Source organism: Paenibacillus sp. p3-SID1389 (assembly GCF_025151705.1).
GTDB lineage: Bacteria > Bacillota > Bacilli > Paenibacillales > Paenibacillaceae > Fontibacillus > Fontibacillus phoenicis.
Window position 1 is genome coordinate 15,764 of sequence record NZ_JALXVO010000039.1, and the last position, 26,812, is coordinate 42,575.

The 26,812-nt window shown below is 49.5% G+C and carries 44 protein-coding genes; 42 read left to right on the forward strand and 2 right to left on the reverse strand.

The annotated features are described in order from the left end of the window. Positions 1 to 75: 75 nt before the first annotated feature. The 39 genes from tuf to M3G15_RS15555 all read left to right on the forward strand — a co-directional run bounded on the left by tuf (position 76) and on the right by M3G15_RS15555 (position 23,008). Positions 76 to 1,266: an elongation factor Tu gene (tuf, locus tag M3G15_RS15360; RefSeq protein ID WP_260071424.1), complete on the forward strand. Its 1,191-nt coding sequence runs from the start codon at positions 76 to 78 to the stop codon at positions 1,264 to 1,266. Between the two features lie 259 nt (positions 1,267 to 1,525). Continuing rightward, the gene (rpsJ, locus tag M3G15_RS15365) at positions 1,526 to 1,834 is read left to right on the forward strand and encodes a 30S ribosomal protein S10 (RefSeq protein WP_009226637.1); all 309 of its coding nucleotides are present in this window, start codon (positions 1,526 to 1,528) and stop codon (positions 1,832 to 1,834) included. Positions 1,835 to 1,879: 45 nt separating this feature from the next. Continuing rightward, positions 1,880 to 2,503, forward strand: a complete 624-nt coding sequence (gene rplC / locus M3G15_RS15370) for a 50S ribosomal protein L3 (RefSeq protein ID WP_009226638.1) — start codon at positions 1,880 to 1,882, stop codon at positions 2,501 to 2,503. Positions 2,504 to 2,531: 28 nt separating this feature from the next. After that, positions 2,532 to 3,155 (forward strand): 50S ribosomal protein L4, encoded by a 624-nt coding sequence (gene rplD / locus M3G15_RS15375; protein WP_260071425.1) that lies wholly within the window; start codon positions 2,532 to 2,534, stop codon positions 3,153 to 3,155. Beyond that, entirely contained in the window at positions 3,155 to 3,445 is a 291-nt protein-coding gene (gene rplW / locus M3G15_RS15380) for a 50S ribosomal protein L23 (protein WP_016310716.1), read from the forward strand. The genes rplD and rplW overlap by 1 nt, the downstream gene beginning before the upstream one ends. A gap of 28 nt (positions 3,446 to 3,473) precedes the next feature. Further along, positions 3,474 to 4,304 (forward strand): 50S ribosomal protein L2, encoded by an 831-nt coding sequence (rplB, locus tag M3G15_RS15385; RefSeq protein ID WP_016310717.1) that lies wholly within the window; start codon positions 3,474 to 3,476, stop codon positions 4,302 to 4,304. A 74-nt stretch (positions 4,305 to 4,378) separates the two neighbouring features. After that, positions 4,379 to 4,657, forward strand: a complete 279-nt coding sequence (rpsS, locus tag M3G15_RS15390; RefSeq protein WP_009226642.1) for a 30S ribosomal protein S19 — start codon at positions 4,379 to 4,381, stop codon at positions 4,655 to 4,657. Between the two features lie 38 nt (positions 4,658 to 4,695). Further along, complete coding sequence (gene rplV, locus M3G15_RS15395; RefSeq protein ID WP_009226643.1) at positions 4,696 to 5,028, forward strand: 50S ribosomal protein L22; 333 nt, start codon at positions 4,696 to 4,698, stop codon at positions 5,026 to 5,028. Positions 5,029 to 5,041: 13 nt separating this feature from the next. Further along, a complete protein-coding gene (gene rpsC / locus M3G15_RS15400; RefSeq protein ID WP_009226644.1) occupies positions 5,042 to 5,710 on the forward strand; it encodes a 30S ribosomal protein S3 in 669 nt (222 codons plus the stop codon). Between the two features lie 2 nt (positions 5,711 to 5,712). Then, entirely contained in the window at positions 5,713 to 6,147 is a 435-nt protein-coding gene (gene rplP, locus M3G15_RS15405; protein ID WP_260071426.1) for a 50S ribosomal protein L16, read from the forward strand. Then, positions 6,137 to 6,337 (forward strand): 50S ribosomal protein L29, encoded by a 201-nt coding sequence (gene rpmC / locus M3G15_RS15410; RefSeq protein ID WP_009226646.1) that lies wholly within the window; start codon positions 6,137 to 6,139, stop codon positions 6,335 to 6,337. The genes rplP and rpmC overlap by 11 nt, the downstream gene beginning before the upstream one ends. Positions 6,338 to 6,389: 52 nt before the next feature. Beyond that, positions 6,390 to 6,653: a 30S ribosomal protein S17 gene (gene rpsQ / locus M3G15_RS15415; protein WP_009226647.1), complete on the forward strand. Its 264-nt coding sequence runs from the start codon at positions 6,390 to 6,392 to the stop codon at positions 6,651 to 6,653. 36 nt (positions 6,654 to 6,689) lie between these two features. Further along, positions 6,690 to 7,058 carry a 50S ribosomal protein L14 gene (gene rplN, locus M3G15_RS15420; protein WP_009226648.1) on the forward strand — a complete coding sequence of 123 codons (369 nt, stop codon included), beginning with the start codon at positions 6,690 to 6,692 and terminating at the stop codon, positions 7,056 to 7,058. A 52-nt stretch (positions 7,059 to 7,110) separates the two neighbouring features. Beyond that, positions 7,111 to 7,464 (forward strand): 50S ribosomal protein L24, encoded by a 354-nt coding sequence (rplX, locus tag M3G15_RS15425; RefSeq protein WP_009226649.1) that lies wholly within the window; start codon positions 7,111 to 7,113, stop codon positions 7,462 to 7,464. Positions 7,465 to 7,497: 33 nt separating this feature from the next. Further along, positions 7,498 to 8,040, forward strand: coding sequence for a 50S ribosomal protein L5 (gene rplE / locus M3G15_RS15430; protein WP_009226650.1), 543 nt, complete (start codon positions 7,498 to 7,500; stop codon positions 8,038 to 8,040). A 43-nt stretch (positions 8,041 to 8,083) separates the two neighbouring features. After that, positions 8,084 to 8,269, forward strand: a complete 186-nt coding sequence (locus M3G15_RS15435; protein WP_009226651.1) for a type Z 30S ribosomal protein S14 — start codon at positions 8,084 to 8,086, stop codon at positions 8,267 to 8,269. Between the two features lie 31 nt (positions 8,270 to 8,300). Then, entirely contained in the window at positions 8,301 to 8,699 is a 399-nt protein-coding gene (rpsH, locus tag M3G15_RS15440; protein WP_009226652.1) for a 30S ribosomal protein S8, read from the forward strand. 30 nt (positions 8,700 to 8,729) lie between these two features. Beyond that, positions 8,730 to 9,272 carry a 50S ribosomal protein L6 gene (gene rplF / locus M3G15_RS15445; protein WP_009226653.1) on the forward strand — a complete coding sequence of 181 codons (543 nt, stop codon included), beginning with the start codon at positions 8,730 to 8,732 and terminating at the stop codon, positions 9,270 to 9,272. Positions 9,273 to 9,356: 84 nt separating this feature from the next. Beyond that, positions 9,357 to 9,725, forward strand: coding sequence for a 50S ribosomal protein L18 (gene rplR, locus M3G15_RS15450; RefSeq protein WP_028539490.1), 369 nt, complete (start codon positions 9,357 to 9,359; stop codon positions 9,723 to 9,725). Positions 9,726 to 9,753: 28 nt separating this feature from the next. Continuing rightward, positions 9,754 to 10,251: a 30S ribosomal protein S5 gene (gene rpsE, locus M3G15_RS15455; RefSeq protein WP_009226655.1), complete on the forward strand. Its 498-nt coding sequence runs from the start codon at positions 9,754 to 9,756 to the stop codon at positions 10,249 to 10,251. 12 nt (positions 10,252 to 10,263) lie between these two features. Beyond that, positions 10,264 to 10,449, forward strand: coding sequence for a 50S ribosomal protein L30 (gene rpmD, locus M3G15_RS15460; RefSeq protein ID WP_009226656.1), 186 nt, complete (start codon positions 10,264 to 10,266; stop codon positions 10,447 to 10,449). A 53-nt stretch (positions 10,450 to 10,502) separates the two neighbouring features. After that, positions 10,503 to 10,943 carry a 50S ribosomal protein L15 gene (rplO, locus tag M3G15_RS15465; RefSeq protein ID WP_009226657.1) on the forward strand — a complete coding sequence of 147 codons (441 nt, stop codon included), beginning with the start codon at positions 10,503 to 10,505 and terminating at the stop codon, positions 10,941 to 10,943. Continuing rightward, on the forward strand, positions 10,943 to 12,244 hold the full coding sequence (secY, locus tag M3G15_RS15470; RefSeq protein ID WP_260071428.1) for a preprotein translocase subunit SecY: 1,302 nt from the start codon (positions 10,943 to 10,945) through the stop codon (positions 12,242 to 12,244). Before rplO ends, secY begins: the two co-directional genes overlap by 1 nt. Positions 12,245 to 12,342: 98 nt before the next feature. Further along, positions 12,343 to 12,987: an adenylate kinase gene (locus tag M3G15_RS15475; RefSeq protein ID WP_016310721.1), complete on the forward strand. Its 645-nt coding sequence runs from the start codon at positions 12,343 to 12,345 to the stop codon at positions 12,985 to 12,987. 5 nt (positions 12,988 to 12,992) lie between these two features. Further along, on the forward strand, positions 12,993 to 13,745 hold the full coding sequence (gene map, locus M3G15_RS15480) for a type I methionyl aminopeptidase (RefSeq protein WP_009226660.1): 753 nt from the start codon (positions 12,993 to 12,995) through the stop codon (positions 13,743 to 13,745). Between the two features lie 3 nt (positions 13,746 to 13,748). Then, complete coding sequence (locus M3G15_RS15485) at positions 13,749 to 14,063, forward strand: KOW domain-containing RNA-binding protein (RefSeq protein WP_260071429.1); 315 nt, start codon at positions 13,749 to 13,751, stop codon at positions 14,061 to 14,063. Positions 14,064 to 14,065: 2 nt separating this feature from the next. Further along, entirely contained in the window at positions 14,066 to 14,281 is a 216-nt protein-coding gene (infA, locus tag M3G15_RS15490; RefSeq protein WP_007132547.1) for a translation initiation factor IF-1, read from the forward strand. Positions 14,282 to 14,446: 165 nt separating this feature from the next. Further along, positions 14,447 to 14,560 (forward strand): 50S ribosomal protein L36, encoded by a 114-nt coding sequence (gene rpmJ / locus M3G15_RS15495; protein WP_003333770.1) that lies wholly within the window; start codon positions 14,447 to 14,449, stop codon positions 14,558 to 14,560. Positions 14,561 to 14,581: 21 nt separating this feature from the next. Beyond that, the gene (gene rpsM / locus M3G15_RS15500) at positions 14,582 to 14,950 is read left to right on the forward strand and encodes a 30S ribosomal protein S13 (protein WP_009226662.1); all 369 of its coding nucleotides are present in this window, start codon (positions 14,582 to 14,584) and stop codon (positions 14,948 to 14,950) included. Positions 14,951 to 14,969: 19 nt separating this feature from the next. After that, on the forward strand, positions 14,970 to 15,365 hold the full coding sequence (gene rpsK / locus M3G15_RS15505) for a 30S ribosomal protein S11 (RefSeq protein WP_009226663.1): 396 nt from the start codon (positions 14,970 to 14,972) through the stop codon (positions 15,363 to 15,365). 132 nt (positions 15,366 to 15,497) lie between these two features. Further along, positions 15,498 to 16,442 (forward strand): DNA-directed RNA polymerase subunit alpha, encoded by a 945-nt coding sequence (locus tag M3G15_RS15510; RefSeq protein ID WP_009226664.1) that lies wholly within the window; start codon positions 15,498 to 15,500, stop codon positions 16,440 to 16,442. A gap of 37 nt (positions 16,443 to 16,479) precedes the next feature. Continuing rightward, the gene (gene rplQ, locus M3G15_RS15515; protein WP_009226665.1) at positions 16,480 to 16,845 is read left to right on the forward strand and encodes a 50S ribosomal protein L17; all 366 of its coding nucleotides are present in this window, start codon (positions 16,480 to 16,482) and stop codon (positions 16,843 to 16,845) included. Positions 16,846 to 16,959: 114 nt separating this feature from the next. Beyond that, a complete protein-coding gene (truA, locus tag M3G15_RS15520; RefSeq protein WP_009226666.1) occupies positions 16,960 to 17,745 on the forward strand; it encodes a tRNA pseudouridine(38-40) synthase TruA in 786 nt (261 codons plus the stop codon). 273 nt (positions 17,746 to 18,018) lie between these two features. After that, complete coding sequence (rplM, locus tag M3G15_RS15525; RefSeq protein ID WP_009226667.1) at positions 18,019 to 18,456, forward strand: 50S ribosomal protein L13; 438 nt, start codon at positions 18,019 to 18,021, stop codon at positions 18,454 to 18,456. A gap of 20 nt (positions 18,457 to 18,476) precedes the next feature. Continuing rightward, positions 18,477 to 18,869: a 30S ribosomal protein S9 gene (gene rpsI, locus M3G15_RS15530; RefSeq protein WP_009226668.1), complete on the forward strand. Its 393-nt coding sequence runs from the start codon at positions 18,477 to 18,479 to the stop codon at positions 18,867 to 18,869. A gap of 209 nt (positions 18,870 to 19,078) precedes the next feature. After that, positions 19,079 to 19,771, forward strand: a complete 693-nt coding sequence (locus M3G15_RS15535; RefSeq protein ID WP_009226669.1) for a phosphoadenylyl-sulfate reductase — start codon at positions 19,079 to 19,081, stop codon at positions 19,769 to 19,771. A gap of 39 nt (positions 19,772 to 19,810) precedes the next feature. Next, entirely contained in the window at positions 19,811 to 20,983 is a 1,173-nt protein-coding gene (gene sat / locus M3G15_RS15540; RefSeq protein ID WP_260071430.1) for a sulfate adenylyltransferase, read from the forward strand. A gap of 94 nt (positions 20,984 to 21,077) precedes the next feature. Next, positions 21,078 to 21,848: an N-acetylmuramoyl-L-alanine amidase CwlD gene (cwlD, locus tag M3G15_RS15545; protein WP_260071431.1), complete on the forward strand. Its 771-nt coding sequence runs from the start codon at positions 21,078 to 21,080 to the stop codon at positions 21,846 to 21,848. A 44-nt stretch (positions 21,849 to 21,892) separates the two neighbouring features. Beyond that, entirely contained in the window at positions 21,893 to 23,008 is a 1,116-nt protein-coding gene (locus tag M3G15_RS15555) for an Mrp/NBP35 family ATP-binding protein (protein WP_009226672.1), read from the forward strand. Between the two features lie 51 nt (positions 23,009 to 23,059). Here the strand turns inward: M3G15_RS15555 and gerD are convergent, their stop codons facing one another. Beyond that, positions 23,060 to 23,854 (reverse strand): spore germination lipoprotein GerD, encoded by a 795-nt coding sequence (gene gerD, locus M3G15_RS15560; protein WP_009226673.1) that lies wholly within the window; start codon positions 23,852 to 23,854, stop codon positions 23,060 to 23,062. A 138-nt stretch (positions 23,855 to 23,992) separates the two neighbouring features. Between gerD and M3G15_RS15565 the strand changes: the two genes are divergently transcribed. Further along, on the forward strand, positions 23,993 to 24,601 hold the full coding sequence (locus M3G15_RS15565) for a KinB-signaling pathway activation protein (protein WP_009226674.1): 609 nt from the start codon (positions 23,993 to 23,995) through the stop codon (positions 24,599 to 24,601). Between the two features lie 22 nt (positions 24,602 to 24,623). Here the strand turns inward: M3G15_RS15565 and pdaB are convergent, their stop codons facing one another. After that, positions 24,624 to 25,433: a polysaccharide deacetylase family sporulation protein PdaB gene (gene pdaB, locus M3G15_RS15570; RefSeq protein ID WP_009226675.1), complete on the reverse strand. Its 810-nt coding sequence runs from the start codon at positions 25,431 to 25,433 to the stop codon at positions 24,624 to 24,626. Positions 25,434 to 25,557: 124 nt separating this feature from the next. On the opposite strand from pdaB, the gene M3G15_RS15575 reads away from it, so the two are divergent. Together M3G15_RS15575 and M3G15_RS15580 are read left to right on the forward strand one after the other, a co-directional pair. Then, positions 25,558 to 26,184, forward strand: coding sequence for a stage II sporulation protein M (locus M3G15_RS15575; RefSeq protein WP_009226676.1), 627 nt, complete (start codon positions 25,558 to 25,560; stop codon positions 26,182 to 26,184). 129 nt (positions 26,185 to 26,313) lie between these two features. Next, positions 26,314 to 26,544: a hypothetical protein gene (locus tag M3G15_RS15580; protein ID WP_009226677.1), complete on the forward strand. Its 231-nt coding sequence runs from the start codon at positions 26,314 to 26,316 to the stop codon at positions 26,542 to 26,544. The last annotated feature ends 268 nt before the right edge of the window (positions 26,545 to 26,812 follow it).

Here is a 26,812-nt window from a genome sequence, read left to right on the forward strand (position 1 = left end):
ATTTGCCGATCGAAGGGCATACTCCTTTGATCGGTCACACATAACAATCCATATTTTAAGGAGGAACTGTTTAAAATGGCAAAGGCTAAATACGAACGTACAAAACCGCACGTTAATATCGGTACGATTGGTCACGTCGACCATGGTAAAACAACTCTGACTGCGGCCATCACGACTGTATTGTCCAAAAAATACGGCGGTGCAGCCGTAGCTTTCGACCAAATCGACAAAGCTCCAGAAGAACGCGAACGCGGTATCACAATCTCGACGGCACACGTTGAGTACGAAACGAACAACCGCCACTACGCACACGTTGACTGCCCAGGGCACGCCGACTATGTTAAAAACATGATCACCGGTGCTGCTCAAATGGACGGCGCTATCCTGGTTGTATCCGCAGCTGACGGCCCAATGCCGCAAACTCGCGAACACATCCTGCTGTCCCGTAACGTAGGTGTTCCTTACATCGTTGTATTCTTGAACAAATGCGACATGGTTGAAGACGAAGAGTTGCTTGAACTGGTTGAAATGGAAGTTCGCGACCTGCTGAACGAATACGAGTTCCCAGGCGACGACACTCCAATCATCCGCGGTTCCGCTCGTGAAGCTCTGCAAAACCCAGAAGGCGAATGGGCTCAAAAGATCATCGAAATGTTCGAAGTGATCGACGAGTACATTCCGCTGCCTGAGCGCCCAATCGACAAACCGTTCCTGATGCCTGTCGAGGACGTATTCTCGATCACTGGCCGCGGTACAGTTGCTACTGGCCGTGTAGAACGCGGTACGGTTAAAGTCGGCGACGAAGTTGAAATCGTGGGTATCGTTGAAGAAACGAAAAAATCCGTCGTTACCGGCGTTGAAATGTTCCGTAAGTTGCTCGACTCCGCTCAAGCGGGCGACAACATCGGTGCTCTGCTTCGCGGTATTGACCGTAAAGAAATCGAACGCGGTCAAGTATTGGCTAAACCAGCTACCGTTAACCCGCATACTGAGTTCACCGCTCAAGTATACGTATTGACGAAAGAAGAAGGCGGACGCCATAAGCCGTTCTTCTCCGGCTACCGTCCTCAGTTCTACTTCCGTACAACGGACGTAACTGGCATCATCAACCTGCCAGAAGGAACTGAAATGGTTATGCCTGGCGACAACATCGAAGTTACCGTTCAACTGATCTCCCCGATCGCGATCGAAGAAGGAACTCGCTTCTCCATCCGTGAAGGCGGCCGTACAGTTGGATCCGGTGCCGTTGTTTCCATCAACAAATAAGAAGGCTTAACCGCCTGATAGAAGGAGCTGCTCTCCGATTTCGGAGTGCAGCTCTTTTACTTTATTTAGGGAATGAAAATTTGCGAATTATACTTGCATTCCGCCTACCTTTTCTATATAATAGTGAATGTTGTTCTGTGACGTTGCGATGATGTGGGAGGTTACTGACACACCCGGCCCCTTTGCCATGGGAGGGTGGCCAGAAAATTTCCACGGAGTATGTCCGATACTAAATTGGGCGATAGAAGGAGGGACTAAAATGGCAAAGCAAAAAATTCGTATTCGTTTGAAAGCTTACGACCACAGAATTCTTGATCAATCCGCAGAGAAAATCGTTGAAACGGCAAAACGTTCGGGTGCAGGCGTATCCGGGCCGATCCCGTTGCCAACTGAGAAACAAGTGATTACTATTCTCCGTGCGGTGCACAAGTACAAGGATTCCCGGGAACAATTCGAACAACGTACGCATAAGCGTCTGATCGACATTGTGAACCCGACTCCACAAACTGTGGATGCCTTGATGCGCTTGGACCTGCCGTCCGGTGTAGATATCGAAATTAAATTGTAATACCTACTATTGTAAGGTAACCAGGAAAGGAAAAGAGGTGTCAACATGAAAGGTATCTTAGGGAAGAAACTTGGTATGACTCAAGTGTTTACTCCGGAAGGGAATGTCATTCCTGTAACGGTTATTGAGGCTAGCTCTAACGTAGTTCTGCAGAAGAAAGACCTGGAGAACGACGGTTACGAAGCGATTCAGCTTGGCTACTCCGATAAGAAGGAAGCTAGAGCTAACAAGCCGGAAGTTGGGCATGCAAAGAAAGCAGGCACAACGCCTAAGCGCTACGTTCGCGAAATTCGCGGTGTTGATTTGGCAGGATACGAGGTTGGCCAAGAGGTCAAAGTCGATATTTTTGCTGAAGGCGAATTTGTTGACGTAACAGGTATTTCGAAAGGTAAAGGGTTCCAAGGCGTAATCAAACGCTGGGGACAAAGCCGCGGCCCGATGGCTCACGGTTCCCGTTACCATCGTAGACCTGGTTCCATGGGTTCCATCGCAGCAAACCGCGTATTTAAAGGTAAAAACCTGCCTGGACATATGGGACATGAAACTGTAACGATTCAAAACCTTGAAGTTGTTAAAGTCGATGCAGAACGCAATGTCTTGCTCGTGAAAGGTTCCATTCCTGGACCGAAAAACAGCTTCGTTAAAGTAAAACAAACTACTAAGAAATAATTAACCCTCAGGAAAGGAGGAACAACAAATGCCAAAAGTAGCACTTTTCAATATTAGCGGTAGCCAAGTGGGCGAAGTAGAATTGAACGATGCCGTATTCGGAATTGAGCCGAACACGCATGTTCTTCATGAAGCTGTAGTGATGCAACGTGCTTCCCTGCGTTTCGGTACGCACAAAGTTAAAGGACGCTCCGAAGTTCGTGGCGGCGGCCGTAAACCTTGGAAACAAAAAGGTACAGGTCGTGCACGCCAAGGTTCGATCCGCGCTCCTCAATGGAAAGGCGGCGGTACGGTATTCGGACCAACTCCGCGCAGCTATTCCTATAAACTGCCTAAGAAAGTTCGTCGTTTGGCGATCAAATCGGCGCTTTCGTCGAAAGTGATCGATCAGGACATCATCGTATTGGATGCCCTTGCGATGAATGCTCCAAAAACGAAAGAATTTGCAGCGATCTTGAATAACCTGAAAGTGGAACGTAAAGCTCTGGTTGTAGCTCCTAACTATGACGACAACATTGCGCTTTCCGCTCGTAACATTCCAGGCGTGAAGTTCGTGGCAGCAGACGGCATTAATGTTCTTGACGTGCTGACGCACGACAAACTGATCATTACGAAAGAAGCAGTTCAGAAGGTAGAGGAGGTGCTCGCGTAATGAAGGATCCTCGCGATATTATCAAACGCCCGGTGATTACGGAACGTTCCACGGAATATATGAACGACCTGAAATATGTCTTTGAAGTAGACATTCGCGCGAACAAAACGGAAATCAAACAAGCAGTTGAGTCGATTTTCGGCGTGAAGGTGAAGAACGTAAACACCCTGCGTGTTCCCGGGAAGTTGAAACGTTACGGACGCTACTCCGGATACACTCCAGAATGGAAAAAAGCGTTTGTTACATTAACACCTGAAAGCAAGCCACTCCAATTTTTTGAATCGGTATAAAATCGCTTAAAGTAAGGAGGGAAATCTCGTGCCAATCAAAAAGTACAAACCGACTTCCCCGGCTAGACGTGCGATGAGCGTGTCGACCTTCGAAGAAATTACGACGGATCAGCCGGAGAAATCTTTGCTTGCGCCGCTGAGCAAAACGGCCGGCCGCAACAACCAAGGTAAAATCACTGTTCGTCACCATGGCGGCGGACATAAACGTAAATATCGGATCATCGACTTCAAACGGAACAAAGATGGAATTCCAGGCCGCGTTGCTACGATCGAATACGATCCAAACCGGACTTCGAACATCGCTTTGATCCACTATGCCGATGGTGAGAAACGCTATATCATCGCTCCTAAAGGTTTGAAAGTGGGCGACGTGATCGAATCTGGCGCAGGTTCCGACATCAAAATCGGTAACGCATTGCCGCTGGAGAATATCCCGGTAGGTACCGTGATCCACAACATCGAGCTGAAACCAGGCAAAGGCGGACAACTTGTTCGTGCAGCTGGTACAGAAGCTCAATTGCTCGGTAAAGAGGATAAATACGTAACGATCCGCCTGTCTTCCGGCGAAGTTCGTAAAGTTCTGAAAGTTTGCCGCGCAACCATCGGTTCCGTAGGTAACGGTGACCACGAGCTCGTGAAAATCGGTAAAGCCGGACGCAGCCGCTGGCTGGGCAAACGTCCAGAAGTCCGCGGTGTCGTCATGAACCCGAACGATCACCCACACGGTGGTGGTGAAGGTCGCGCTCCGATCGGCCGTAAATCTCCGTTGTCTCCTTGGGGCAAACCGACCCTTGGTTACAAAACGCGTAAAAAAGGCAAAGCTTCTGATAAATATATCGTTCGCCGTCGCACGAAGTAATCCGCATCTTGCGGATCACTTCGCGGCATGAACGAAGCGTAACTTGCAGCGCATTGTGAAGGGAGGATAAATGAATGAGTCGCAGTCTGAAAAAGGGCCCTTTTGTCGACGGGTACCTGCTTAAGAAAGTGGAAGAAGCGAGCGCTTCGAACAAGAAGGTCGTGATCAAAACTTGGTCCCGTCGCTCCACGATCTATCCGCAATTCATTGGTCATACGTTTGGTGTCTATGACGGCCGCAAGCACGTGCCGGTGTACGTAACCGAGGATATGGTCGGACATAAACTGGGCGAATTTGCTCCAACCCGGACCTACAAAGGTCATACGGATGACGATAAGAAAACGAGACGTTAATAACGATAAGTTCTTCGTTTGAGAGGAGGTAATACTACATGGAAGCTAAAGCACATGCAAGATCGATTCGTATTGCTCCCCGCAAAGCTCAACTCGTGGTTGATCTGATCCGCGGTAAGCAAGTTGGCGACGCGATTGCAATTCTGCGCCATACGCCAAAAGCAGCATCCCCGATCGTGGAGAAGCTGTTGAACTCGGCGATTGCCAATGCTGAACATAACTATTCTATGGATGTAAATAAATTGGTGATTACGCAAGCCTACGTTAACCAAGGCCCGACGATGAAACGTTTCCGTCCGCGGGCAATGGGACGTGCTAGCCGGATCAACAAACGCACCAGCCACATTACTTTGGTGGTATCCGAAAAATAAGGAGGGAAAACGTGTGGGCCAAAAGGTAAATCCGGTCGGATTACGAGTAGGGATTATCCGTGATTGGGAATCCAAATGGTACGCAGGCAAAGATTTCGGTGATCTTTTGCTGGAAGACGTAAAAATTCGTGAACACCTGAAAAATAAACTGAAAGACTCCGCGGTATCTCGGATTGAGATCGAGAGAGCGGCAAATCGTGTGAACGTTACGATCCACACTGCTAAACCGGGCATGGTTATCGGTAAAGGCGGTTCGGAAGTTGAAAACCTGCGCGGTGAAATTACGAAAATTGCAGGCGGCAAAAAGGTTCACATCAACATTTCTGAAATCAAACACCCTGATCTTGACGCAATCTTGGTTGCTGAAAGCATCGCACAACAATTGGAACGTCGCGTTTCTTTCCGTCGTGCGCTGAAACAAGCAATTCAAAGAACAATGCGTTCGGGAGCGAAAGGGATTAAAACGGCAGTCAGCGGTCGTCTCGGCGGTGCTGAAATTGCTCGTACGGAAGGCTACAGTGAAGGAACTGTTCCACTTCATACGCTCCGCGCCGACATCGATTACGGTACGGCAGAAGCGCATACGACTTATGGCCGCATCGGCGTAAAAGTATGGATTTATCGTGGAGAGGTTCTTCCTACGGCTAAGAAACAACAAGCTGCTCAGGAAGGAGGCAACTAATCATGTTGGTACCAAAACGCGTAAAACACCGCAAGCAACAACGCGGGAATATGAGAGGCCAAGCAAAAGGCGGCACCGAACTGAACTTCGGTGAATACGGCCTGCAGGCTCTGGAGCCGTCTTGGATCACAAACCGTCAAATCGAAGCAGCGCGTATCGCGATGACTCGTTACATCAAACGTGGCGGTAAAGTATGGATTAAGATTTTCCCTGACAAGCCGATTACTCAGAAGCCTCTTGAAGTCCGGATGGGTAGCGGTAAAGGTAACGTCGAAAAATGGGTCGCAGTTGTGAAGCCGGGCAAAATCATGTTTGAGCTTGCCGGGGTATCGGAGGAAGTTGCACGCGAAGCTATGCGTCTTGCTGCCCACAAACTGCCGATCAAAACGAAGTTTGTGAAACGTGAAGAATTGGGTGGTGAAGCAAATGAAAGCTAATGAACTTCGCAACTTAACCACTGCAGAAATCGAACAAAAAATCGCAGGTTTTAAAGAAGAACTCTTTAACCTCCGTTTTCAGTTGGCTACCGGCCAACTCGATAATCCGACTCGGATCCGCGATGTGCGTAAGGAAATAGCTCGTGCTAAAACCGTTATCCGTGAAAGAGAACTTGGGATTACTAGTTAAGAAGCGCTGAGCGAATCTAGCAAAGCGCCTAAGTCCAGGAAGGAGGCAAACCATGAGCGAACGTAACAGCCGTAAAGTGCAAATTGGTAAAGTTGTCAGCGACAAGATGGACAAAACGATCGTTGTAGCTGTTGAAACTTACAAGAAGCATGACTTGTACCATAAGCGCATTAAATACACGAAGAAATTTAAAGCGCATGATGAGAACAACACCGCGAAAATCGGTGACATCGTTAAAATCGCCGAAACTCGCCCGCTGTCCAAAGACAAACGCTGGAGACTCGTTGAAGTCGTTGAAGAAGCGGTTATCATTTAATAGCACGGTAGCTTAGACCGAAAGGAGGAAATATCCATGATTCAACCATTTACACGTTTGCAGGTTGCTGACAACTCCGGCGCGAAGGAACTGATGTGTATCCGCGTTTTGGGTGGTACGGGTCGTCGTACGGCACAAATCGGAGATCTGATCGTTTGCTCCGTTAAACAAGCAACACCAGGCGGCGTTGTCAAAAAAGGTGATGTAGTTAGAGCGGTAGTCGTTCGTACGAAACGTTCGGTTCGTCGTAAAGACGGTTCCTACATCGCATTCGACGAAAACGCAGCAGTTGTTGTTAAAGAAGATAAGAGCCCACGCGGAACGCGTATCTTCGGACCTGTTGCCCGTGAACTTCGCGACAAGGACTTTATGAAGATCGTTTCCTTGGCTCCGGAAGTTATCTAAGAACACCCCATAAGCCAACGGGGAGCCCGATTTAACAGGAGGTGTAAACCAAGTGCCTAGACTGAAGAAGATTCTTGAATCTCATAACAATAAGCTGCACGTCAAAAAGGACGACACGGTTATCGTGATTTCCGGTAAAGACAAAGGCAAAAAAGGCCGCGTCATCGCCGCATATCCTCGTGAAAACCGCGTGCTTGTGGAAGGCGTGAACATGGTTAAGAAACATCAAAAACCAAACCAACTGAACCCACAAGGCGGCATCATCGAGAAGGAAGCTCCGATTCACGTTTCGAACGTTATGCACGTTGATCCGAAGAGCGGAAAAGTAACCCGTATCGGTTACAAAGTATTGGACAACGGCAAAAAAGTTCGCGTAGCGAAGAGATCCGGAGAAGTAATCGACTAATCGAGAAACGTTAAGAAAGGAGGTCCATGATTCATGGCAGCAAGATTGAAAGAACGCTTTTTGAACGAAGTAACACCTGCTTTGATTCAAAAATTCAACTATACAACCGTAATGCAAGTGCCGAAGATCGAGAAAGTGGTAATCAACATGGGTGTTGGTGACGCTGTAGCGAACTCGAAGGTACTTGATTCCGCAGTAAACGATATGCAGCTGATCGCTGGTCAAAAGCCGGTTATCACCCGCGCAAAGAAATCTATCGCTGGTTTCAAACTGCGTGAGAACATGCCGATCGGTGTGAAGGTAACTCTTCGCGGAGACCGCATGTATCATTTCCTTGACAAACTGTTTAACGTAACGCTTCCGCGTGTCCGTGACTTCCACGGTGTATCGACGAAAGCATTTGACGGTCGCGGTAACTATACGCTGGGCCTGAAAGAGCAACTGATCTTCCCTGAGATCGAATACGATCAAGTGGATAAAGTACGCGGTATGGATATCGTCATCGTAACGACGGCGAAAACCGACGAAGAATCCCGCGAGCTCTTGAGCGGGCTCGGCATGCCGTTTGCTAAGTAATCCGTCCATTTTCTCCGAAACTATTTAGGAGGTGTCAGGCTAAGTGGCTAAAACTTCGATGAAAGTTAAACAACAACGTACACCTAAATTCAAAGTTCGGGCTTACACCCGGTGTGAACGTTGTGGTCGCCCACATTCGGTATTGCAAAAGTACAAAATTTGCAGAATTTGCTTCCGTGAATTAGCTTATAAAGGCCAGATTCCTGGCGTGAAAAAAGCAAGCTGGTAATTAATCAACAACGGGAAGGAGGTTTACACGTATGACTATGTCAGATCCAATTGCAGATATGCTTACTCGTATTCGTAACGCCAACACGGTGCGTCACGAGACGGTTGAACTGCCTGCGTCCACGATCAAGAAACAAATCGCTGAGATCCTGAAGCGTGAAGGTTTCATCCGTGACGCTGAATATATCGATGATAACAAACAAGGGATCATCCGTATTTTCCTGAAATACGGCCCGAACAACGAACGCGTTATCTCTGGACTTAAGAGAATCAGTAAACCAGGCCTTCGCGTGTACACGAAAAGCAATGAAATTCCTCGTGTCCTCGGCGGCTTGGGTATCGCGATTATCTCCACTTCCAAAGGTGTCATGACTGACAAGGAAGCTCGTCAGTCCAAAGCCGGCGGCGAAGTCCTCTGCTACGTTTGGTAATTTACGTCTTATAACAAGGAGGTGCAATACATGTCTCGTATTGGTCGCAAACCAATCACAGTACCAAGTGGTGTGGATGTCACACTTGATAATAGCGTCATTACAGTTAAAGGTCCGAAAGGTACTTTGACTCGTGAGCTTCACAAGGACATCAAGGTAACGGTTGAAGGTAACGTCATTACCGTTGAACGTCCTTCTGACAATAAATTACATCGTTCCCTGCATGGCACGACCCGTTCCGTTGTCAGCAACATGGTCAGCGGGGTAACGGAAGGTTTCTCCAAATCGCTCGAGCTGGTTGGTGTCGGTTACCGCGCAAGCTTGTCCGGCAAAAAACTGGTTCTGAACGTTGGTTACTCCCATCCGGTAGAAATTACGCCGGAAGAGGGCATCGAATTCGAAGTACCTTCGAATACGAAGATCATCGTTAAAGGGATCAATAAAGAACGCGTAGGCGAATATGCCGCTAAAATTCGTTCTGTCCGTGAGCCTGAGCCATATAAAGGCAAAGGGATCAAGTATGAAGGCGAACGCATTATTCGCAAGGAAGGTAAAGCCGGTAAGAAGAAATAAGTTTCTTCTTAACGTGCCTAGCCTTCTGGCGTCTTGAAACGAAATGTCCGATAGCGGTAAACCGAAGGGAGTGAAATGGAAGTCATGATTACAAAAGCTGATAAGAACAAAGCACGTCTGAAAAGACATCTGCGTGTACGTAAGAAAGTCCAAGGAACGGCAGCTCGTCCAAGACTGAACGTATACCGTTCTTCCAAACATATCTACGCTCAACTGATCGACGACGTAGCAGGCGTAACGGTGGCTAGCGCATCGACGGTCGATAAAGAACTGAGCGGTTCGATCGGTAACGGCGGCAACGTGGAATCCGCTCGTAAAGTGGGCGAATTGATCGCAAAACGCGCACAAGCGAAAGGATACAAGAGCGTTGTTTTTGACCGTGGAGGATATCTGTACCATGGACGGATTCAGGCGCTGGCTGACGCAGCCCGCGAAGCAGGCCTGGAATTCTAAAAATCATCACTAAAAGGAGGTTAACGACTTGCGTGTAGATCCGAACACTTTAGAACTGACAGAAAGAGTTGTAAACATTAACCGCGTAGCTAAAGTAGTTAAAGGCGGACGCCGTTTCAGCTTCAGTGCACTCGTGGTTGTCGGCGACGGCAAAGGCTGGGTTGGCGCTGGGATCGGTAAGGCAGGCGAAGTACCTGACGCGATCCGTAAAGGCATTGAAGATGCGAAGAAAAATCTTGTGCATGTTCCGCTCGTAGGTACTACGATCCCTCACCAAGTAATCGGGCATTTCGGAGCTGGCCGCGTTCTGTTGAAACCGGCATCCGAAGGTACCGGGGTTATCGCCGGCGGTCCAGTTCGTGCGGTTCTTGAACTGGCTGGCGTAGGCGACATTTTGACTAAATCTTTGGGTTCTTCGAATTCCATCAACATGGTCAACGCGACTTTGGAGGGCTTGTCCCGTCTGAAACGTGCTGAGGATGTTGCGAAATTGCGCGGTAAAACCGTCGAAGAACTTCTCGGTTAAGGAGGGAATCTCATGGCTAAACTGCAAATTACCCTCGTGCGTAGTTTGATCGGTCGTCCGGAGAACCAACGTACTACCGTGAAAACCTTGGGTCTTCGCAAAATTAACCAATCCGTTGTTCACAACGATAACCCAGCCATTCGCGGCATGGTGAATCAAGTGAGCCACCTGGTTTCGGTTAAAGAAATCGAAGGCTAAGGATAGCGTAAGCTTATTAATTGCCAACAATAAATAAGGAGGTGCAACGAACGATGAAGTTACATGAGCTTTCCCCAGCTCCTGGTTCCCGCCACACGCGCAAACGTGTCGGCCGCGGTACAGGCAGCGGTATGGGTAAAACATCTACTCGCGGTCACAAAGGTCAAAACGCTCGTTCCGGCGGTGGTGTGCGTCCGGGCTTCGAAGGCGGTCAAAACCCGCTGTATCGTCGCTTGCCAAAACGCGGGTTCATCAATCCGACGCGGAAAGAGTATGCGATTGTGAACATCGAAGATTTGAACAACTTTGCGGCGGATACGGAAGTAACTCCTGAGCTGTTGTTTGAACAAGGAATCGTGAAAGACGCGAAGAGCGGCATCAAGATTCTCGGCAACGGTGAAGTTACTGTCAAACTGACAGTTAAAGCGAATAAGTTCTCCCAATCTGCGGTAGAGAAAATCGAGGCTGCCGGCGGTAAAACCGAGGTGATCTAATGTTTAAAACCATTAAGAACATATGGCATGTTCAAGACCTTCGCAACCGCATCTTGTTTACGTTGTTTATCTTCCTCATTTACCGGATCGGTTCCTTCGTTCCGGTTCCGGGCGTTAATAAAGAGGTCTTTGAGGCGACAAACAACGCAGCAGGAAACAACTTGTTAGGGCTCTTGAACACCTTCTCGGGCGGCGCCCTGAAGAACTTCTCGATCTTTGCCCTCGGGATCATGCCTTATATCACGGCTTCCATCATCGTACAGCTCTTGTCGATGGACGTCATTCCGAAATTTGCGGAATGGGCTAAGCAAGGGGAACACGGTAAGAAGAAAATGGCCCAAGTGACCCGTTACGGAACGGTCATTTTGGCCCTTATTCAGGCGTTTGCTACGTCGATTGGCTTTAACCGTTTGTACAATACGGATATGGTGCCGAATGCAACTTTTGGTGACTATCTCGTCATCGCCATCGTGTTGACAGCCGGTACTTCTTTCCTGATGTGGTTAGGTGAGCAGATTACCGAAAGAGGGATTGGTAACGGGATCTCGCTGATTATCTTTGCCGGGATCGTTGCCTCCATCCCTACGCACATTACGACGATTGCGCAATCGGATTTTATCATTGAAGGCCAGCCTTTCATCAATGTGGTGAAATCCATCGCGATTCTCTTGGTGTGCATCTTGATCGTCATCGGTGTTATCTACGTACAACAAGCGATCCGGAAAATCCCGGTCCAATACGCAAAGCGTGTGGTAGGTAACAAAATGTATGGCGGGCAGAATACGCATATTCCGCTCAAGATCAACGCTGCCGGCGTGATTCCGGTCATTTTTGCAGTTTCCTTGCTGCAATTCCCGGTCGTGATCGCCAGCTTCTGGTCGCCGTACGCATGGGCGCAGTGGATTACGACCCATTTGTCTACCAACCGTCCGCTTGGGATGGTGCTTTATGTGATCATGATCATCGGCTTTACGTTCTTCTATACGTTCGTGCAGATGAACCCGCAGCAGATGGCTGAGAACATGAAGAAAAACGGCGGCTACATTCCAGGGATCCGTCCTGGTAAAGCGACGGAAACCTATTTGACTCGGGTGTTAACCCGTTTGACGATGACCGGTGCGCTTTTCCTTGCTGCCATCTCCATTCTCCCTATGGGATTGGGGGCTATCGCAGGGTTGCCAAGCACGGTCTTGATCGGCGGTACATCGATCCTCATCGTGATCGGCGTTGCGCTGGATACGATGAAGACGATTGAAGGCCAATTGATCAAACGTCACTATAAAGGTTTTATCAATAAATAGTCGGTAGGTACCAGGAACAGAGGACGTGCAAACGTCCTTGCCTGGCACCTAACTGAGCTATTTCTTGTTGTAGAGAAGTGTTGGAGGGAGTGAGAAACATGAACCTACTATTCATGGGGCCTCCCGGAGCAGGAAAAGGAACACAAGCCGAGACAATCGTTAACGAATTCGGTATTCCTCATATCTCTACCGGCGACGCATTTCGCCTGGCAATCAAACAGGGAACACCTGTGGGGATGAAAGCGAAGGAATATATGGATCAGGGACTGCTCGTGCCTGATGATGTGACAGTGGGGATCGTTCGCGAACGCTTGCAGCAGCCCGATTGCGAAAAAGGTTTCTTATTGGACGGTTTTCCAAGAACCCTTTCGCAAGCGGAATCGCTGGATGAGCTGCTTGATAGCATGGGTCGCAAGCTGGACCACGTCATCAACCTGAAAGTGGACCGGAACAAGCTGCTGGCGCGGCTGACGGGACGCCGGATTTGCAAATCCTGCGGCGCCACTTATCATGTGATCTTTAATCCTCCGGGGCAGGAAGGTGTTTGTGATAAATGCGGCGGCGAGTTATACCAACGCTCGGATGATAACGAAGAGAGCGTAGGAACTCGTTTGGACGAATATATCAACAAAACCGCACCGCTTCTGAAGTTCTATGAAGATAAAGGCCTGTTGCGTCAGGTAGATGGTGAACAGGAAATCGATGCGGTTTCGAAGGAAATCGTGTCACTACTGCGAGGTTAGGTGTAATGATCATTTGTAAATCCGAAACGGAACTAGGCTTTATGCGAGAAGCTGGGCGGATCGTCGCGGAAACGCACAGGCTCATGGCCCAAGCGATTGAGCCTGGAATTACGACGGGAGAACTCGATCAACTCGCCGATAAATACATTCGCAGTCAGGGCGCCGTGCCGTCCTTTAAAGGTTACAACGGTTTTCCTTACAGCATTTGCGCTTCGGTCAACGAAGAATTGGTACACGGATTTCCCGGCAAACGCAAATTGAACGAAGGCGATATCATTACATTGGATATCGGCGCGGAGTACCGTGGTTTCCATGGGGACTCGGCGTGGACGTATCCGGTAGGTAAAATTTCGGAGGAAGCCAAGCGACTCTTGGAGGTCACCGAAGGTTCCTTGTATGCGGGCCTTGCGCTCGTTAAACCGGATGTTCGATTGTACACGATCTCGCATGCAATTCAGCAATTCATCGAAGCTGCCGGTTTTTCCGTCGTTCGGGAATATGTGGGTCATGGCATTGGCGCGAGCTTACATGAAGAACCGCAAATTCCGAATTATGGTTTGCCCGACCGGGGCCCGCGGCTTAAGCCGGGGATGGTCCTGGCGATCGAACCGATGGTTAACATGGGGAAGCGATATGTTAAAACGCTGGAAGACAACTGGACAGTGGTTACGGTGGATGGCTCGTTGTGCGCTCACTTTGAGCATACGGTAGCTGTTACACCGGACGGGATGGAAATTTTCACGAAACTGGATGCGTAGGTGATGAACGTGAAAGAGCGCTCAGCGCCGCAAATCGGTCAGTTGGTGAAAGTTCTCAAAGGCAGGGATGCCGGTGCGATTTATGTGATTGTCGGGATTCTGGACGACAAATTCGTCTGGATCGCGGACGGAAACAAACGGAAGTTTGATGGACCCAAACGTAAAAATGCCCAGCATCTTGAACTACTGCCCAAAGTTAGCAGCGAGGTTGTTCATAGTTTGCAGGAAAGCGGACGGGTGACGAACGGGAAACTGCGGCATGCAGTTCTTGCTTATCAGAAGTCCGCCAATTCTATGGCTGAAGAGAAAGGAGACTGACTGTGGCTAAAGAAGATGTCATTGAAGTCGAAGGTACGGTCATTGAACCGTTGCCGAATGCAACCTTTAGAGTAGAGTTGGAGAATGGTCATCAAATTCTCGCTCACGTTTCCGGTAAGTTGCGGATGCACTTTATCCGCATTTTGACGGGAGACAAAGTGGTCGTTCAGCTTTCGCCATATGATTTGACGAAAGGCCGGATCACTTACCGCAAATAGACTATACCCATTACGGTAAAGTTGTGGTACAATATTCAGGTTGAGTTGTTTCAGAGAGTAGTTTATGATTAGAATGCGTGCGATTGGATTTTTGCTTTCGCAAAATAAGAACGTATGCTTTCGATCCCAGTTTTACTTCTGTAAAACTTTTAGGAGGTAATCAGCATGAAGGTAAGACCTTCTGTAAAGCCGATTTGCGAAAAATGCAAAGTCATTCGTCGCAAAGGCAATGTCATGGTGATTTGCGAAAATCCGAAACACAAACAAAAACAAGGTTAATTGAAGGGGGTGTAGCGTAAAATGGCACGTATTGCTGGTGTGGATTTGCCACGTGATAAACGCGTTGAGATCGCCTTAACTTACATTTTCGGAATCGGTAAAACGACTTCCCAGAAAATCCTGAAAACAACAGGCATCAATCCGGACACTCGTGTTCGTGATTTGACGGAAGATGAGGTTAGCAAACTACGCGAAACGATCGACAAAACGGTCAAGGTTGAAGGTGACCTGCGTCGTGAAATTTCCTTAAATATTAAACGTTTGATCGAAATTGGCTGCTACCGCGGAGTGCGTCATCGTCGCGGCTTGCCGGTTCGCGGACAACGTACGAAAACGAATGCCCGTACTCGTAAGGGTCCTCGTCGTACTGTAGCGAACAAGAAGAAATAAGAAGGGGGGATAACAGACAATGGCTAAACCAAAGAAAGTCGTACGTACGAAACGTCGTGACCGGAAAAATATTGAATCTGGTGTGGCTCATATCCGCTCCACGTTCAATAACACGATCGTCACCATTACGGATCCACACGGTAACGCGATTTCCTGGGCGAGCTCCGGCGGTCTTGGATTCAAAGGTTCCCGTAAGTCGACTCCGTTTGCTGCGCAAATGGCTGCTGAATCTGCTGCCAAAGCTGCGATGGAACATGGCATGAAAACCGTTGAGGTTATGGTTAAAGGCCCTGGTGCCGGCCGTGAGGCCGCTATCCGCTCCTTGCAAGCGGCAGGCCTTGAAGTCAACATGATCAAAGACGTTACTCCAATTCCTCATAACGGCTGCCGTCCTCCAAAACGCCGCCGCGTTTAATGAAGCCGCGCTGAAGCCGTGGTATAACACCAGCGTCAATTGGGAACAATGGATGTTTAGGCATACTACGTTACGAACTTCAGCATCTTAGGCAGATTGAAAGGAACGACGTTTTGAAGGAGGGGTACTTTCGTGATAGAAATCGAAAAGCCAAAAATCGAGACCGTAGAAGTTAACGATGAAGGCACCTATGGGAAATTTGTAGTAGAACCACTTGAACGTGGGTATGGCACCACACTGGGCAACTCGCTTCGCCGGATTTTGCTCTCTTCTCTGCCGGGTGCTGCGGTAACCTCGGTCCAAATCGATGGAGTTCTGCATGAATTCGCAACCGTACCGGGCGTTATGGAGGACGTTACGGAGATCATCCTGAACCTGAAAGCACTCTCGCTGAAAATTCATTCGGATGAGGAGAAGATCCTCGAAATCGATGCAGAAGGCGAAGGCGTTGTTACGGCAGGAGATATCCGTGCGGACAGCGATGTGGAAATTTTGAATACGGATCTGCATATTGCTACGCTTGAACCGGGTTCGAGACTTCACATGCGCATCTACGCAGGCCGCGGACGTGGTTACGTTCAGGCAGATCGAAATAAACGAGATGATCAACCGATCGGTGTCATTCCCGTCGATTCGATCTATACCCCGATTACTCGGGTCAATTACGTGGTAGAGAATACCCGGGTTGGCCAAGTGACCAACTACGACAAGCTTACGCTTGAAGTGTGGACCGATGGCAGTATCAGACCTGAAGAAGCGGTAAGCCTCGGCGCGAAAATTTTGACCGAGCATCTCTTCTTGTTCGTAGGCCTTACGGACGAAGCGAAAGACGCGGAAATCATGGTCGAGAAGGAAGAAGACAAGAAAGAAAAAGTGCTTGAAATGACGATTGAAGAGCTTGATCTCTCCGTTCGTTCCTATAACTGCCTCAAACGTGCCGGTATCAATACGGTACAAGAGCTTACGACGAAAACCGAAGAAGATATGATGAAGGTACGTAACCTTGGTCGCAAATCTTTGGAGGAAGTTCAAGAGAAGCTCCAAGAGTTAGGTTTGGGATTGCGCACTGAAGAATAAGTTGACTTGAATCGTTCTAGCGAAGGAGGGAAAACTCATGGCATACCAAAAGTTGGGCCGCGATTCCAGCGCACGTAAAGCATTGTTCCGTGACCTGGTAACCGACCTGTTCTTATACGAACGCATCCAAACGACGGAAGCGAAGGCGAAAGAAGTTCGTTCGATCGCTGAGAAGCTGATCACCAAGGCAAAACGTGGTGACCTGCATGCCCGTCGTCAAGTGGCAGCTTACGTTCGTCGCGAATCGATCGATGGCGAGCAGGATGCAATCCAAAAGCTGTTCACCGAACTGGCAACTCGTTATTCCAGCCGTCCAGGCGGATACACTCGTATCCTGAAGCTGGGACCTCGCCGCGGCGACGCTGCTCCTATGGTTTATCTGGAACTGGTAGATCGCGCGTAATTCGGGGATTCCCCAATCTAGCGTGTAAAACTCTCTGTCGGCTCGCCTTACGGCTAAGCTTTCGGAGAGTTTTTTTATTGAGAAAATGTGTGGCCTTGAGAAAGGAAGGGACCGATGCGCAACTTGCTGATGACCGTCAGCTATGACGGAACCAACTATTTCGGCTTTCAGACCCAACCGGGCGGAAATACGGTTCAGGATCATATTGAGGGAGCCATCCGCCAATTAACGGGAGAAACGGTGAAAATCCATGGCTCTGGACGAACCGACGCCGGGGTGCATGCCAGGCAGCAGCCATTTCACTTTCACACCGATTCGCGTATTCCCGTGGAACGTTGGTGTTTGGCGCTTAATGCGCGTCTTCCTTCCGATATCCGCGTGTTGACGGCTCGGGAGGTCCCTCTGACCTTCCATTCACGGCATTCGGCCAAGCGGAAAACCTACCGCTACACCATTAATACCAACCGATTCCCGGATGTGTTCCAACGGAACTATCAGTTTCATCATCCCGGACAACTCAATGTTGATGCTATGCAGGCAAGTCTGCCGTATTTGGTTGGTACCCACGACTTCACTTCGTTCGCCTCGCGTCAGTCCACGAAGCTAAGCCATGTTCGTACGATATATGATGCCCGGATCGTGGTGGATTCATTAGCAAAAATACCTGGAACAACGGGCCAGGGGATCGTCCATTTTTATGTCACGGGGAGCGGATTCCTGCAGCATATGGTCCGAATCATCGTTGGCACCTTAATCGAGATCGGTGAAGGCAAACGTACGCCTGAATCGATCCAGGCGATTTTGGAGGCGAAAGACCGGACTGCCGCAGGCCCAACGGCCGAGAGCAAAGGGCTGATGCTCTGGAGTGTGGAATACGAAGAAGAAGATTTGTGTGATTGAAGCGGTTGCGGCTGGAAGCTTGATTTTTTCGGGATAACCTTTGAAAAAGGCTTGCGTATTAACTTGGCTTCCTGTAAAATAAAAGTTGTGTTTTCTTGATGGCTATCCCACAGCCCCCAGTCAAGAAAGCCGCTTAAACAAGAATTTTATGCTTGCTAAACATGAATGAAACGATCGAAGATAAATCTGCTGACTTTGGTCAAGCGACCCGAAGAGCATGATCGTGTTCAGCAGGATGAACCATTTCGGACGAATTTGAAGGAGGATCTTTACATGCGTACCACTTATATGGCGAAGCCAGGCGAAGTAGAGCGCAAATGGCACATCATCGATGCCGAAGGCAAAACGCTGGGCCGCTTGGCTAGCGAAGCTGCAGCTCTTATCCGCGGTAAACACAAACCACAATTTACTCCACATGTTGACTGCGGCGACTTTGTGATCGTCATCAACGCGGAGAAAATCGCCCTGACCGGCAAAAAGCTCGATAACAAAAAATATTATCGTCATTCCCTGCATCCGGGCGGTTTGAAAGTGACCGTTGCCAAGGATTTGCTGAGAACGAAACCTGAACGTGTAATTGAGTCCGCCGTTCACGGCATGCTGCCTAAAACTCGCCTTGGCGAGAAAATGAAGCTGAGACTGAAAGCTTACGCGGGCACTGAGCATCCACATGCGGCACAAAAACCTGAAGTTTACGAACTTCGCGGATAATTAAAAGGGAGGACAGTTTCATGGCACAAGTACAATACTATGGGACAGGTCGTCGTAAACATTCGGTAGCTCGTGTTCGCCTTGTACCGGGTGAAGGACGCATTGTCATCAATAAACGCGACATCAACGATTATTTTGGTCTGGAAACGCTGAAGCTGATCGTAAAACAACCGCTGACTTTGACGGAAACGCTGGGTAACTACGACGTTATCGTCATCGCTCATGGCGGCGGTATCTCCGGTCAAGCTGGCGCAATCCGCCACGGGATTTCCCGTGCACTGCTCAAAGCAGATCCGGAACTCCGTCCTGCATTGAAGAAAGCAGGCTTCTTGACGCGTGACCCACGGATGAAAGAACGGAAGAAATACGGCCTCAAAGCAGCTCGCCGTGCTCCTCAGTTCTCGAAACGTTAATCTTTATATTGCATACGAAAGTCCCTTTCCGTTTTGGAAAGGGGCTTTTTTGCGTTTATATTGAAGGTTTCTTTGGACTTTTTTTCATTTTGGATTTTTTAGTATTGACTTCTAGGGGGAATGCCATATACTTTTAAATATAATTCAAATCTGATTAGTTGGAATAATCGTATGCCTTGTTTAACCTGATGCGGGAGGTCTGAAGAAAAGTGAATTTATTGGAAAAAGAGCAGTTAATTGCGGCCAGGGCCGAGGAATTTGAGTCGTTATCCCCCCAAGAAATCCTCGCCTGGGCGGTAGAGACGTTTCCGAATATCGCCTTTGCCTGCAGCTTTGGGGCTGAGGATGTCGTTTTGGTCGATATGCTGCAGCAAATCAGCCCGTCTACCGACATTTTTTACTTAGACACGGATTTTCATTTTAAAGAGACTTATGAGACGCGGGACGCGATTGCGGCCAAATACGGACTGGAATTTGTACGGGTATCCCCTACGTTAACGCCGGAGGAACAGGCGCAGAAGTATGGGGAGGAACTGTGGAAGTCGGATCCTAACGCTTGCTGCAACCTGCGTAAGGTTGAGCCGCTGACGCGGGTGTTGGGCCGCTACGAGGCATGGATCACAGGGATTCGCCGCGACCAGGCGCCAACCCGGGCAAATGCGAAGAAAATTGAATACGACACTAAGTTTGGTCTGGTGAAGTTTAATCCTATCGCCAACTGGACCTCGGACGATGTATGGAACTACATTCGCGAGCATCAGCTCATTTATAATCCTTTGCACGACCGCAATTATCCTAGCATTGGCTGCGAACATTGTACCCGTCCGGTAATGCCAGGAGAAGATCCACGCGCAGGACGCTGGTCTGGAACGGAAAAGACGGAATGCGGACTACATCAATAAACGGTGAGGAGAAAAAAATCAGAAGTGGGGGAGATACGGGTGACGTCAATATTACCGCATGGTGGGAGCCTGATTAACCGGGTTGTGACCGGACCACAACGAGAAAGCCTCCTGGAACAGGCGAAGGGCCTTCCGGCCATTCTCATTAATAACTGGACGATTTCGGACCTGGACCTCATTGGGGTGGGGGCATTTTCGCCATTAACCGGGTTTATGAACGAAGACGATTATCGGTCGGTTGTCGATCGCATGAGGCTGGCTGACGGAACGGTATGGAGCATCCCGATTACCCTCTCCGTAGCCCGGGAACAAGCGGAAAGCCTGGAAATTGGAGAACAGGTCGCGTTGGTTGGTGAGCAGGACAGCGTTGTTTACGGTCTGCTTGAGATTGGCAGTATCTATTCCGTTGATCAGGCAGAGGAAGCACGCAAAGTGTTCAAAACCGATGATCCTGCACATCCCGGAGTGAAGAAGCTGCTGGAACGTTCGCCTTACTACGTTGGCGGTTCGATTCAGGTGTTGAACCGGCCCGAACCGGCGCGGTTTAAGGAGTTTTATTTTGATCCGGCGGAGACGCGGCGGATCTTTGCTGAGAAGGGTTGGAGAACGGTGGTAGGGTTCCAGACCCGCAATCCGGTTCACCGGGCACATGAATATATTCAGAAGAGTGCGATGGAAATCGTGGATGCGTTATTCCTGAATCCGCTGGTCGGCGAGACAAAATCGGACGACGTACCGGCAGATGTTCGGATGAAGAGCTATTTGACTCTGCTGAAACACTACTATCCCGCAAATCGCACGTTTCTAGGGGTGTTCCCGGCAGCCATGCGGTATGCCGGACCACGTGAAGCGATTTTCCATGCGATGGTTCGCAAAAATTACGGATGTACGCATTTTATCGTAGGCCGCGATCATGCGGGGGTTGGCGATTACTACGGCACGTATGAGGCCCAAGAAATTTTCTCGAACTTCACGCCCGAGGAGCTTGGCATCACGCCGCTGTTCTTTGAACACAGCTTCTTCTGTACGAAATGCGGGAATATGGCTTCCAGCAAGACCTGCCCGCATCCGAAAGAGGATCATCTGACCTTGTCCGGCACGAAGGTTCGCGGCTTGTTGCGCGATGGGATTTGTCCGCCGCCGGAATTTACCCGGCCGGAGGTTGCCGAGGTCCTGATCGAAGGGATGAAGCAGCAGGTTCAACCAACTTAATTCACGGGGGTTAGCTTAGCCCTGCATGAGTCATATTTATCCACCTTGTCCCATATCATGAGTAATGTCATGAAGGGAGAAAGGTGGCTTTTTTATGCGCGGTCGAGATAAGGTGACGTTATGGATTTCTCTGAACCACATCAAAATAGCGCTGATCGGCGTGGGTCTGGCTGCCGTGATCCTTGGGTTGGCCTTCTACCGAGTGCCGGCGCAGAAAGCCTGGAATTATTGGAGCCTCCCGCTGGCGGGTCAAGTGATCGCCCTGGATGCTGGCCATGGCGGACCGGATGGCGGAGCCAGCAGTAAACAGGGGCTGATCGAGAAAGACATCAATCTCGCCGTCTCTTTATATCTGCGCGATTATTTGCAGCAGGCGGGTGCGGTTGTCGTCATGACCCGCGAGGAGGACAAGGACTTGGCAGCGGCGGACACGAAGGGCTACAGCAAACGGAAGACCGAGGATTTAATGACCCGGGTCCGTTTTATTGAGGAACAGCAGGCCGATCTGCTCGTGAGTATACACATGAACAGCATTCCTTCTCCGCGCTGGCGAGGCGCGCAAACGTTCTATTCCCCTAATCATGCGGATAACGCAAATCTGGCTGCGCTCGTACAGGAAGAGCTTCGACGGAATCTGGAGAACACTGACCGGGTTGCGAACCGTGCGGATAAGAAGGTGTATCTGATTGAAGCGATGAAGATTCCAGCTGTCCTGGTGGAGGTGGGGTTCTTGTCGAATCCAGAGGAAGCGGGGCTGCTTGGGACGGAATCGTACCAGCGGAAAGTAGCCGCTTCCATTTATCAGGGGATCTTGCGATATTATTCTGGAGAAAAAGTACAAACCCCGGCAGAGGATGTCAGGTAATGTTATAATAGACCTAACTATCTGATGAAGTCGAGGTGCTGTCAGTGATTACGAAGGAGCAGCTTCAGGCAACGTTACGCCCGGTTGCAGAACCAACCACAGGTCTCAGTCTAGTCGACCTCCAGTGGATTCGCGATATCATGATTAAGGAAGACCGCGTCTCATTAACCGTTGTCGGCTTTGAGAAAGGCAGTGCGGCACAGGTGGAAGCCGAACGGGAGATCCGCTTCCGCTTATCCGAAGCGGGGGTGAAGGATGTTCATCTTCGCTTCCGTGAAGCTTCGGAGCAGGAACGCGAGGCAGCGTTTAGCGCGGCTCGTCAACCTTCGGATTCATCCCATAGTGAACGCAGCGAACTGAAGGGGCATGGGGCAGGTCTGGAAGGGGTGCCGATTCTTGACCCTAGATCTGGCGTTCAATTTATTGCTGTTGCCAGCGGCAAGGGCGGAGTGGGCAAGTCTACCGTCACGGTAAATTTGGCGGCGGCCCTGGCGCGTCAAGGCAAGAAGGTTGGCTTAATTGATGCCGACATCTATGGCTTTAGCGTTCCCGATATGATGGGGATCGAAGAGGCACCGCTGGTAGAGAACGGCCAAATCTTGCCCGTAGAACGCTTTGGTGTCAAGGTCATGTCGATGGGCTTCTTTATCCAGGACAATAACCCTGTGATTTGGCGGGGACCGATGCTGGGGAAAATGCTTCGGCAATTTTTCAGCGATGTCCAGTGGGGCGATTTGGATTATATGCTGCTTGATTTTCCGCCGGGTACAGGGGATATCGCTCTAGACGTACACCAGATGATTCCGCATAGCAAGGAGATTATCGTCACCACCCCGCATGCCACTGCAGCTTTTGTTGCTGCCCGGGCCGGGGCAATGGCGCTGCGCACGGAACATGAAGTGCTGGGCGTCGTCGAAAACATGGCTTACTACGAGTGCTCCAAATGCGGCGAGAAGGATTATGTCTTCGGACGCGGCGGCGGCGCTCGTTTGGCGGAGTCCTTACATACCGAATTGCTGGCGCAATTCCCGCTGGGAGCGCCGGATAACCATCCGTCCGAGCCGGACTTTTCTCCGTCGGTGTACAAAGCGGAGACCCCGGTTGGTCGGCTGTATGACGAGCTGGCACAGCGCATCGTGCTGAAATGCAAAAAAGACTGACCCTTAACGGGTCGGTCTTTTTTTGGGGGGGGATGAGCGTTAGCTTGCGGCTTAAGAAGATCCACCGCTGCCTTCGCCCTCTTTGCTTTGGCCGCCTTCATCGCCGCTGCCTTCGTCACCGCCGCCTTCGTCCTGCTTAGGCTCTTTTTCCACCTTCGGCTGCAGTTGCTCTTGAACGACGGTTTTCAACAGCTCAAGCACTTCCAATTTGAACAACGGACTTTGCATCGCTTCCTGCATGACCGTCATGGATTGCTTGCGGTAATCCGGCGTCTTGGTTAAATCGAGGAACATCTTCATGACTTCCGGCGATTTCAGGATTTCGCTGATCGATTTCTGATAAGTAGGGTCTTTGATCAGCTGCATATGGAGCTCTTTGCTTTGGGCGTTGATCGCCTTCGCAAAATCCCCGGCAAACTGCGGATCGGTCATGATCTTCTCGATTTCCTTCTTGTATTCCGGGGAAGTAATCGTCTCCTTGACAGCCATACGCACCTCATTGGAGGTTTGGGACGGGAGAATCATCTTCACCCCAAACGTTCCGCCTCCGCTGCTTCCTCCGGATCCGCCCGACCCGGAACCGGAATCAGAACCGGACTCCGAACCGGATTCTGAGCCGCTGCTTCCGCTTCCGCTTTCGCTGCTGCTTGGAGGATTGCTTAACGCCTCATATATAGCCTTTTTACCTTCGTCAGTCTTAAGAATATCGATAACCATCGATTTCGTTTCTTTATATCCCCCACCCTGGGAAGAGGAGGGGGAGCTTTGTTCAGAACCGCAGGCTGCAAGCGGAAGAGTGAATGTACATAAGAAGCATAAAATCCAACGGGTACCCCGCCATTTCATGGTTCCCTTCCTCCTTATCATCATTGCTAAAGTTAGTATGCGGCTTAAAAACGGAAATATCCCAACGAAAAGCTTAAAAACAATGGTTTTTTACCGGGATCGTTGGTAAAATATTTCGTTAGTGGAGGTGGAAGGGGCTTGAACTTAAAAAAGTGGCTTTACTTATTTGGGACAACCTTAGCCGTAGGGGCGGCGGGGTCGCTGATGGTCGGGCTGTTGCTGCAATGGACCGATACCCTGCAATATAAAGGCCTGACCGATATTTTGGTCAATGTCGGGATATTACTTGGCGTTGGCATTATGGTTAGCGTGTATTCCCAAATGGGCTTTTTCGCATATTTAATGATCAATTATATGGGGAACGGTGTCTTCTCCAGAAGAACATGGCAATATGTGCAGCTGGTCTTAACCGCTTTAGCGCTGCTGGAGCTGATGTTCCTGCGGATATTCGTGGGCGGCGAGAAGAACGGGTTTTCCGACCTGATCCTTGGCATTATCATTCTTATTGTGGCTGTGGGAACTGCGTTTTATAAGGCCAAATTGACGAATGCAACCGCCTGGATTCCCACGTTGTTCTTTATGATTGCAGTTACGATCGTGGAAACTGTCGGCGTATTGAAGATTGGTGTCAATTCCGCGACGGCTTGGATTGTTGCGCCATTAATCGCATGTAATGCTTACCAGATCTTAATTCTACAGCGAGTGTTGAACTCTGGAAATTCAGAAACACAAAAAAGCCCAGCCTAAACTGGGCTTTTTTGCTACAAATTCACAAACCGACAGCGTATTCCAACTGCTTCTTCAGCCACGCTTGATCGCGGACTTCGTTGCCTTGAACGCTGGCTTCCTGCAGCAGATCCGTTACGGTCACAAACTCATAGCCTTGCTTCCGCAGCTCATCGATGATGATCGGCAACGCCTCGTGCGTCTGCTTCACCGAATCGCTGGCATGCAGGAGAACGATATCTCCGGGATGGGCTTTCTTAACGACGCGGTCAACGATGGTTTGAACCCCTTTGTTCATCCAATCCTGGGAGTCAGTATCCCATTGGATGACTTTGTAGCCTTGGCTTGCAGCAATTCTAAGCACGCGCTTATCGAAGTCGCCGTTCGGAAGCCGCAGCAGCTTGGGAGGTTGGCCTGTCACTTCGGTCAAAATCGTATGAGAGGTAGAAATTTGACGGGCAATTTCCTCGTCACTCAGGCTGCTGTAATTCGTGTGTTTATGCCCGTGGCTTCCAATTTCATAGCCTTGCTTCTGAATCGCCTTGACGATGTCCGGATGGGTCTTGCTCCAGGGAGAAGACAGGAAGAAGGTTGCTTTCTGCACATTCTTCTCCTTCAGCACGTTGAGAATCGGCTCGGCCCGCGTATCGCCCCAACTGATATCGAAGGTAAGGGCTATGACTTTTTTGTTCGTGGACACGCTATAAATAGCGGACGGAGCGCTTTCCTCTGAGAATACCGTGACATGGCCCTGCTCCACGTAGATGACGCCGGCAGCAAAAAGGGCCGCAGCGAAGACAAAGAAAAAGCGTTTGATTTTCTTCCCGTTAAGGACATAGAAGAAGTTGTTCATGAACCTTTAAGCCCCTCTCGTTATCAGAATGAAATGATCTGAACTGATCCGCTTGTACAAATGTATGCTTGTTCCACAGCTTTATGACGCTTGGCCGATCATAATTTGAAGGAGATTTGATGCGATGTTCTCGATTCGGAGATTTATCTGCGACTTACGCAAATATAAGAAAGCGATGCTGCTTTCAATCCTGATTTTTGCGGCGGGACTTGCTCTGGGGGCGGCGAACGCCGACACGTTAACCCGCATCGTAATGCCTGACCTCGAACGGCTTAGTCGGGTCAGCCGGGATTTGGCGCAGTCGGATCATCCGGAGTGGAGCTTTTTCCTGTTTATCTTTTTTAATAATGTGACTAAAAGTATCGGTGTGATGCTGCTGGGCGCCATTCTTGGGATCTTACCGGCTTTCTTCTTGCTGATGAACGGCTTGGCATTGGGGTTTGTGGTGATGGCGGCTGGCGGCCGAGGTGAAAATTTGATGGATCTGATCGTTCGTGGTCTGCTTCCCCATGGGATCATTGAAATTCCCGCGATTCTGATCGCCGCAGGCTTTGGGATGCAATTCGGCTACTTGGCACTAAAGAGCTTGGGAGAGGCCGGTTCCAGAGATGCCTCGGAGCGTACGGTGGATTGGAGGGGCTTTCTTGTTTCTGCCGGGCGGGGGGCGGTCTGGATCGTTGTTATGCTGCTGGTTGCTGCGGTGATTGAGAGCACGGTAACTTTTTATCTCGTCGGTGGAGCAGCAAGTTAGGCATTTGAAAGTTAAGCGATCAATGATTTTCGCAAGCATTCATAAATTTCCCAAAAAGTGAGCATAACATTAAAGCATCTATAAATAGACCGATACCTTATAACATGGGTTGAACAAGGAGTGTTGTGCATGCTGGGAATGTTGTTCAGTGATAAGGAATGCAAGGAACTGGATTATGTGCTGCGAAAAGAATTGGATGAAATGCTGCTCGATCTGAACGATACGCGTCTGGATCAAGAGATTCGCCATGCGATCGCCAACCGCTACAAAACGATTTTCCGGATGTATGCTCGCTTTGCTCCCTCCAAAGAATTATCGAAATATGCCCGGCGGGCCCGCTTTCCACAAGCCAAACAATAGGCTAAGATATAGTTGACGGCAGGGCTGTTCTTATGGTAAATTAGCAATCGTCCTTGTTTTACAGGACAAGCAGTTAAGGGCAGGAAAACATTAGCAAGAAAAAAGTTTAAAAAAACTCTTGCAAAAACCTGACTGACTGTGATATATTATAAAAGTCGCCGCTGAAACACAGCGATGACGAAAAAACGAAGTTGATCTTTGAAAACTGAACAACGAGTGAGTAATAAACCGAGATTTAATTCTCGTCAGTTTTGAAATGAGCAAGTCG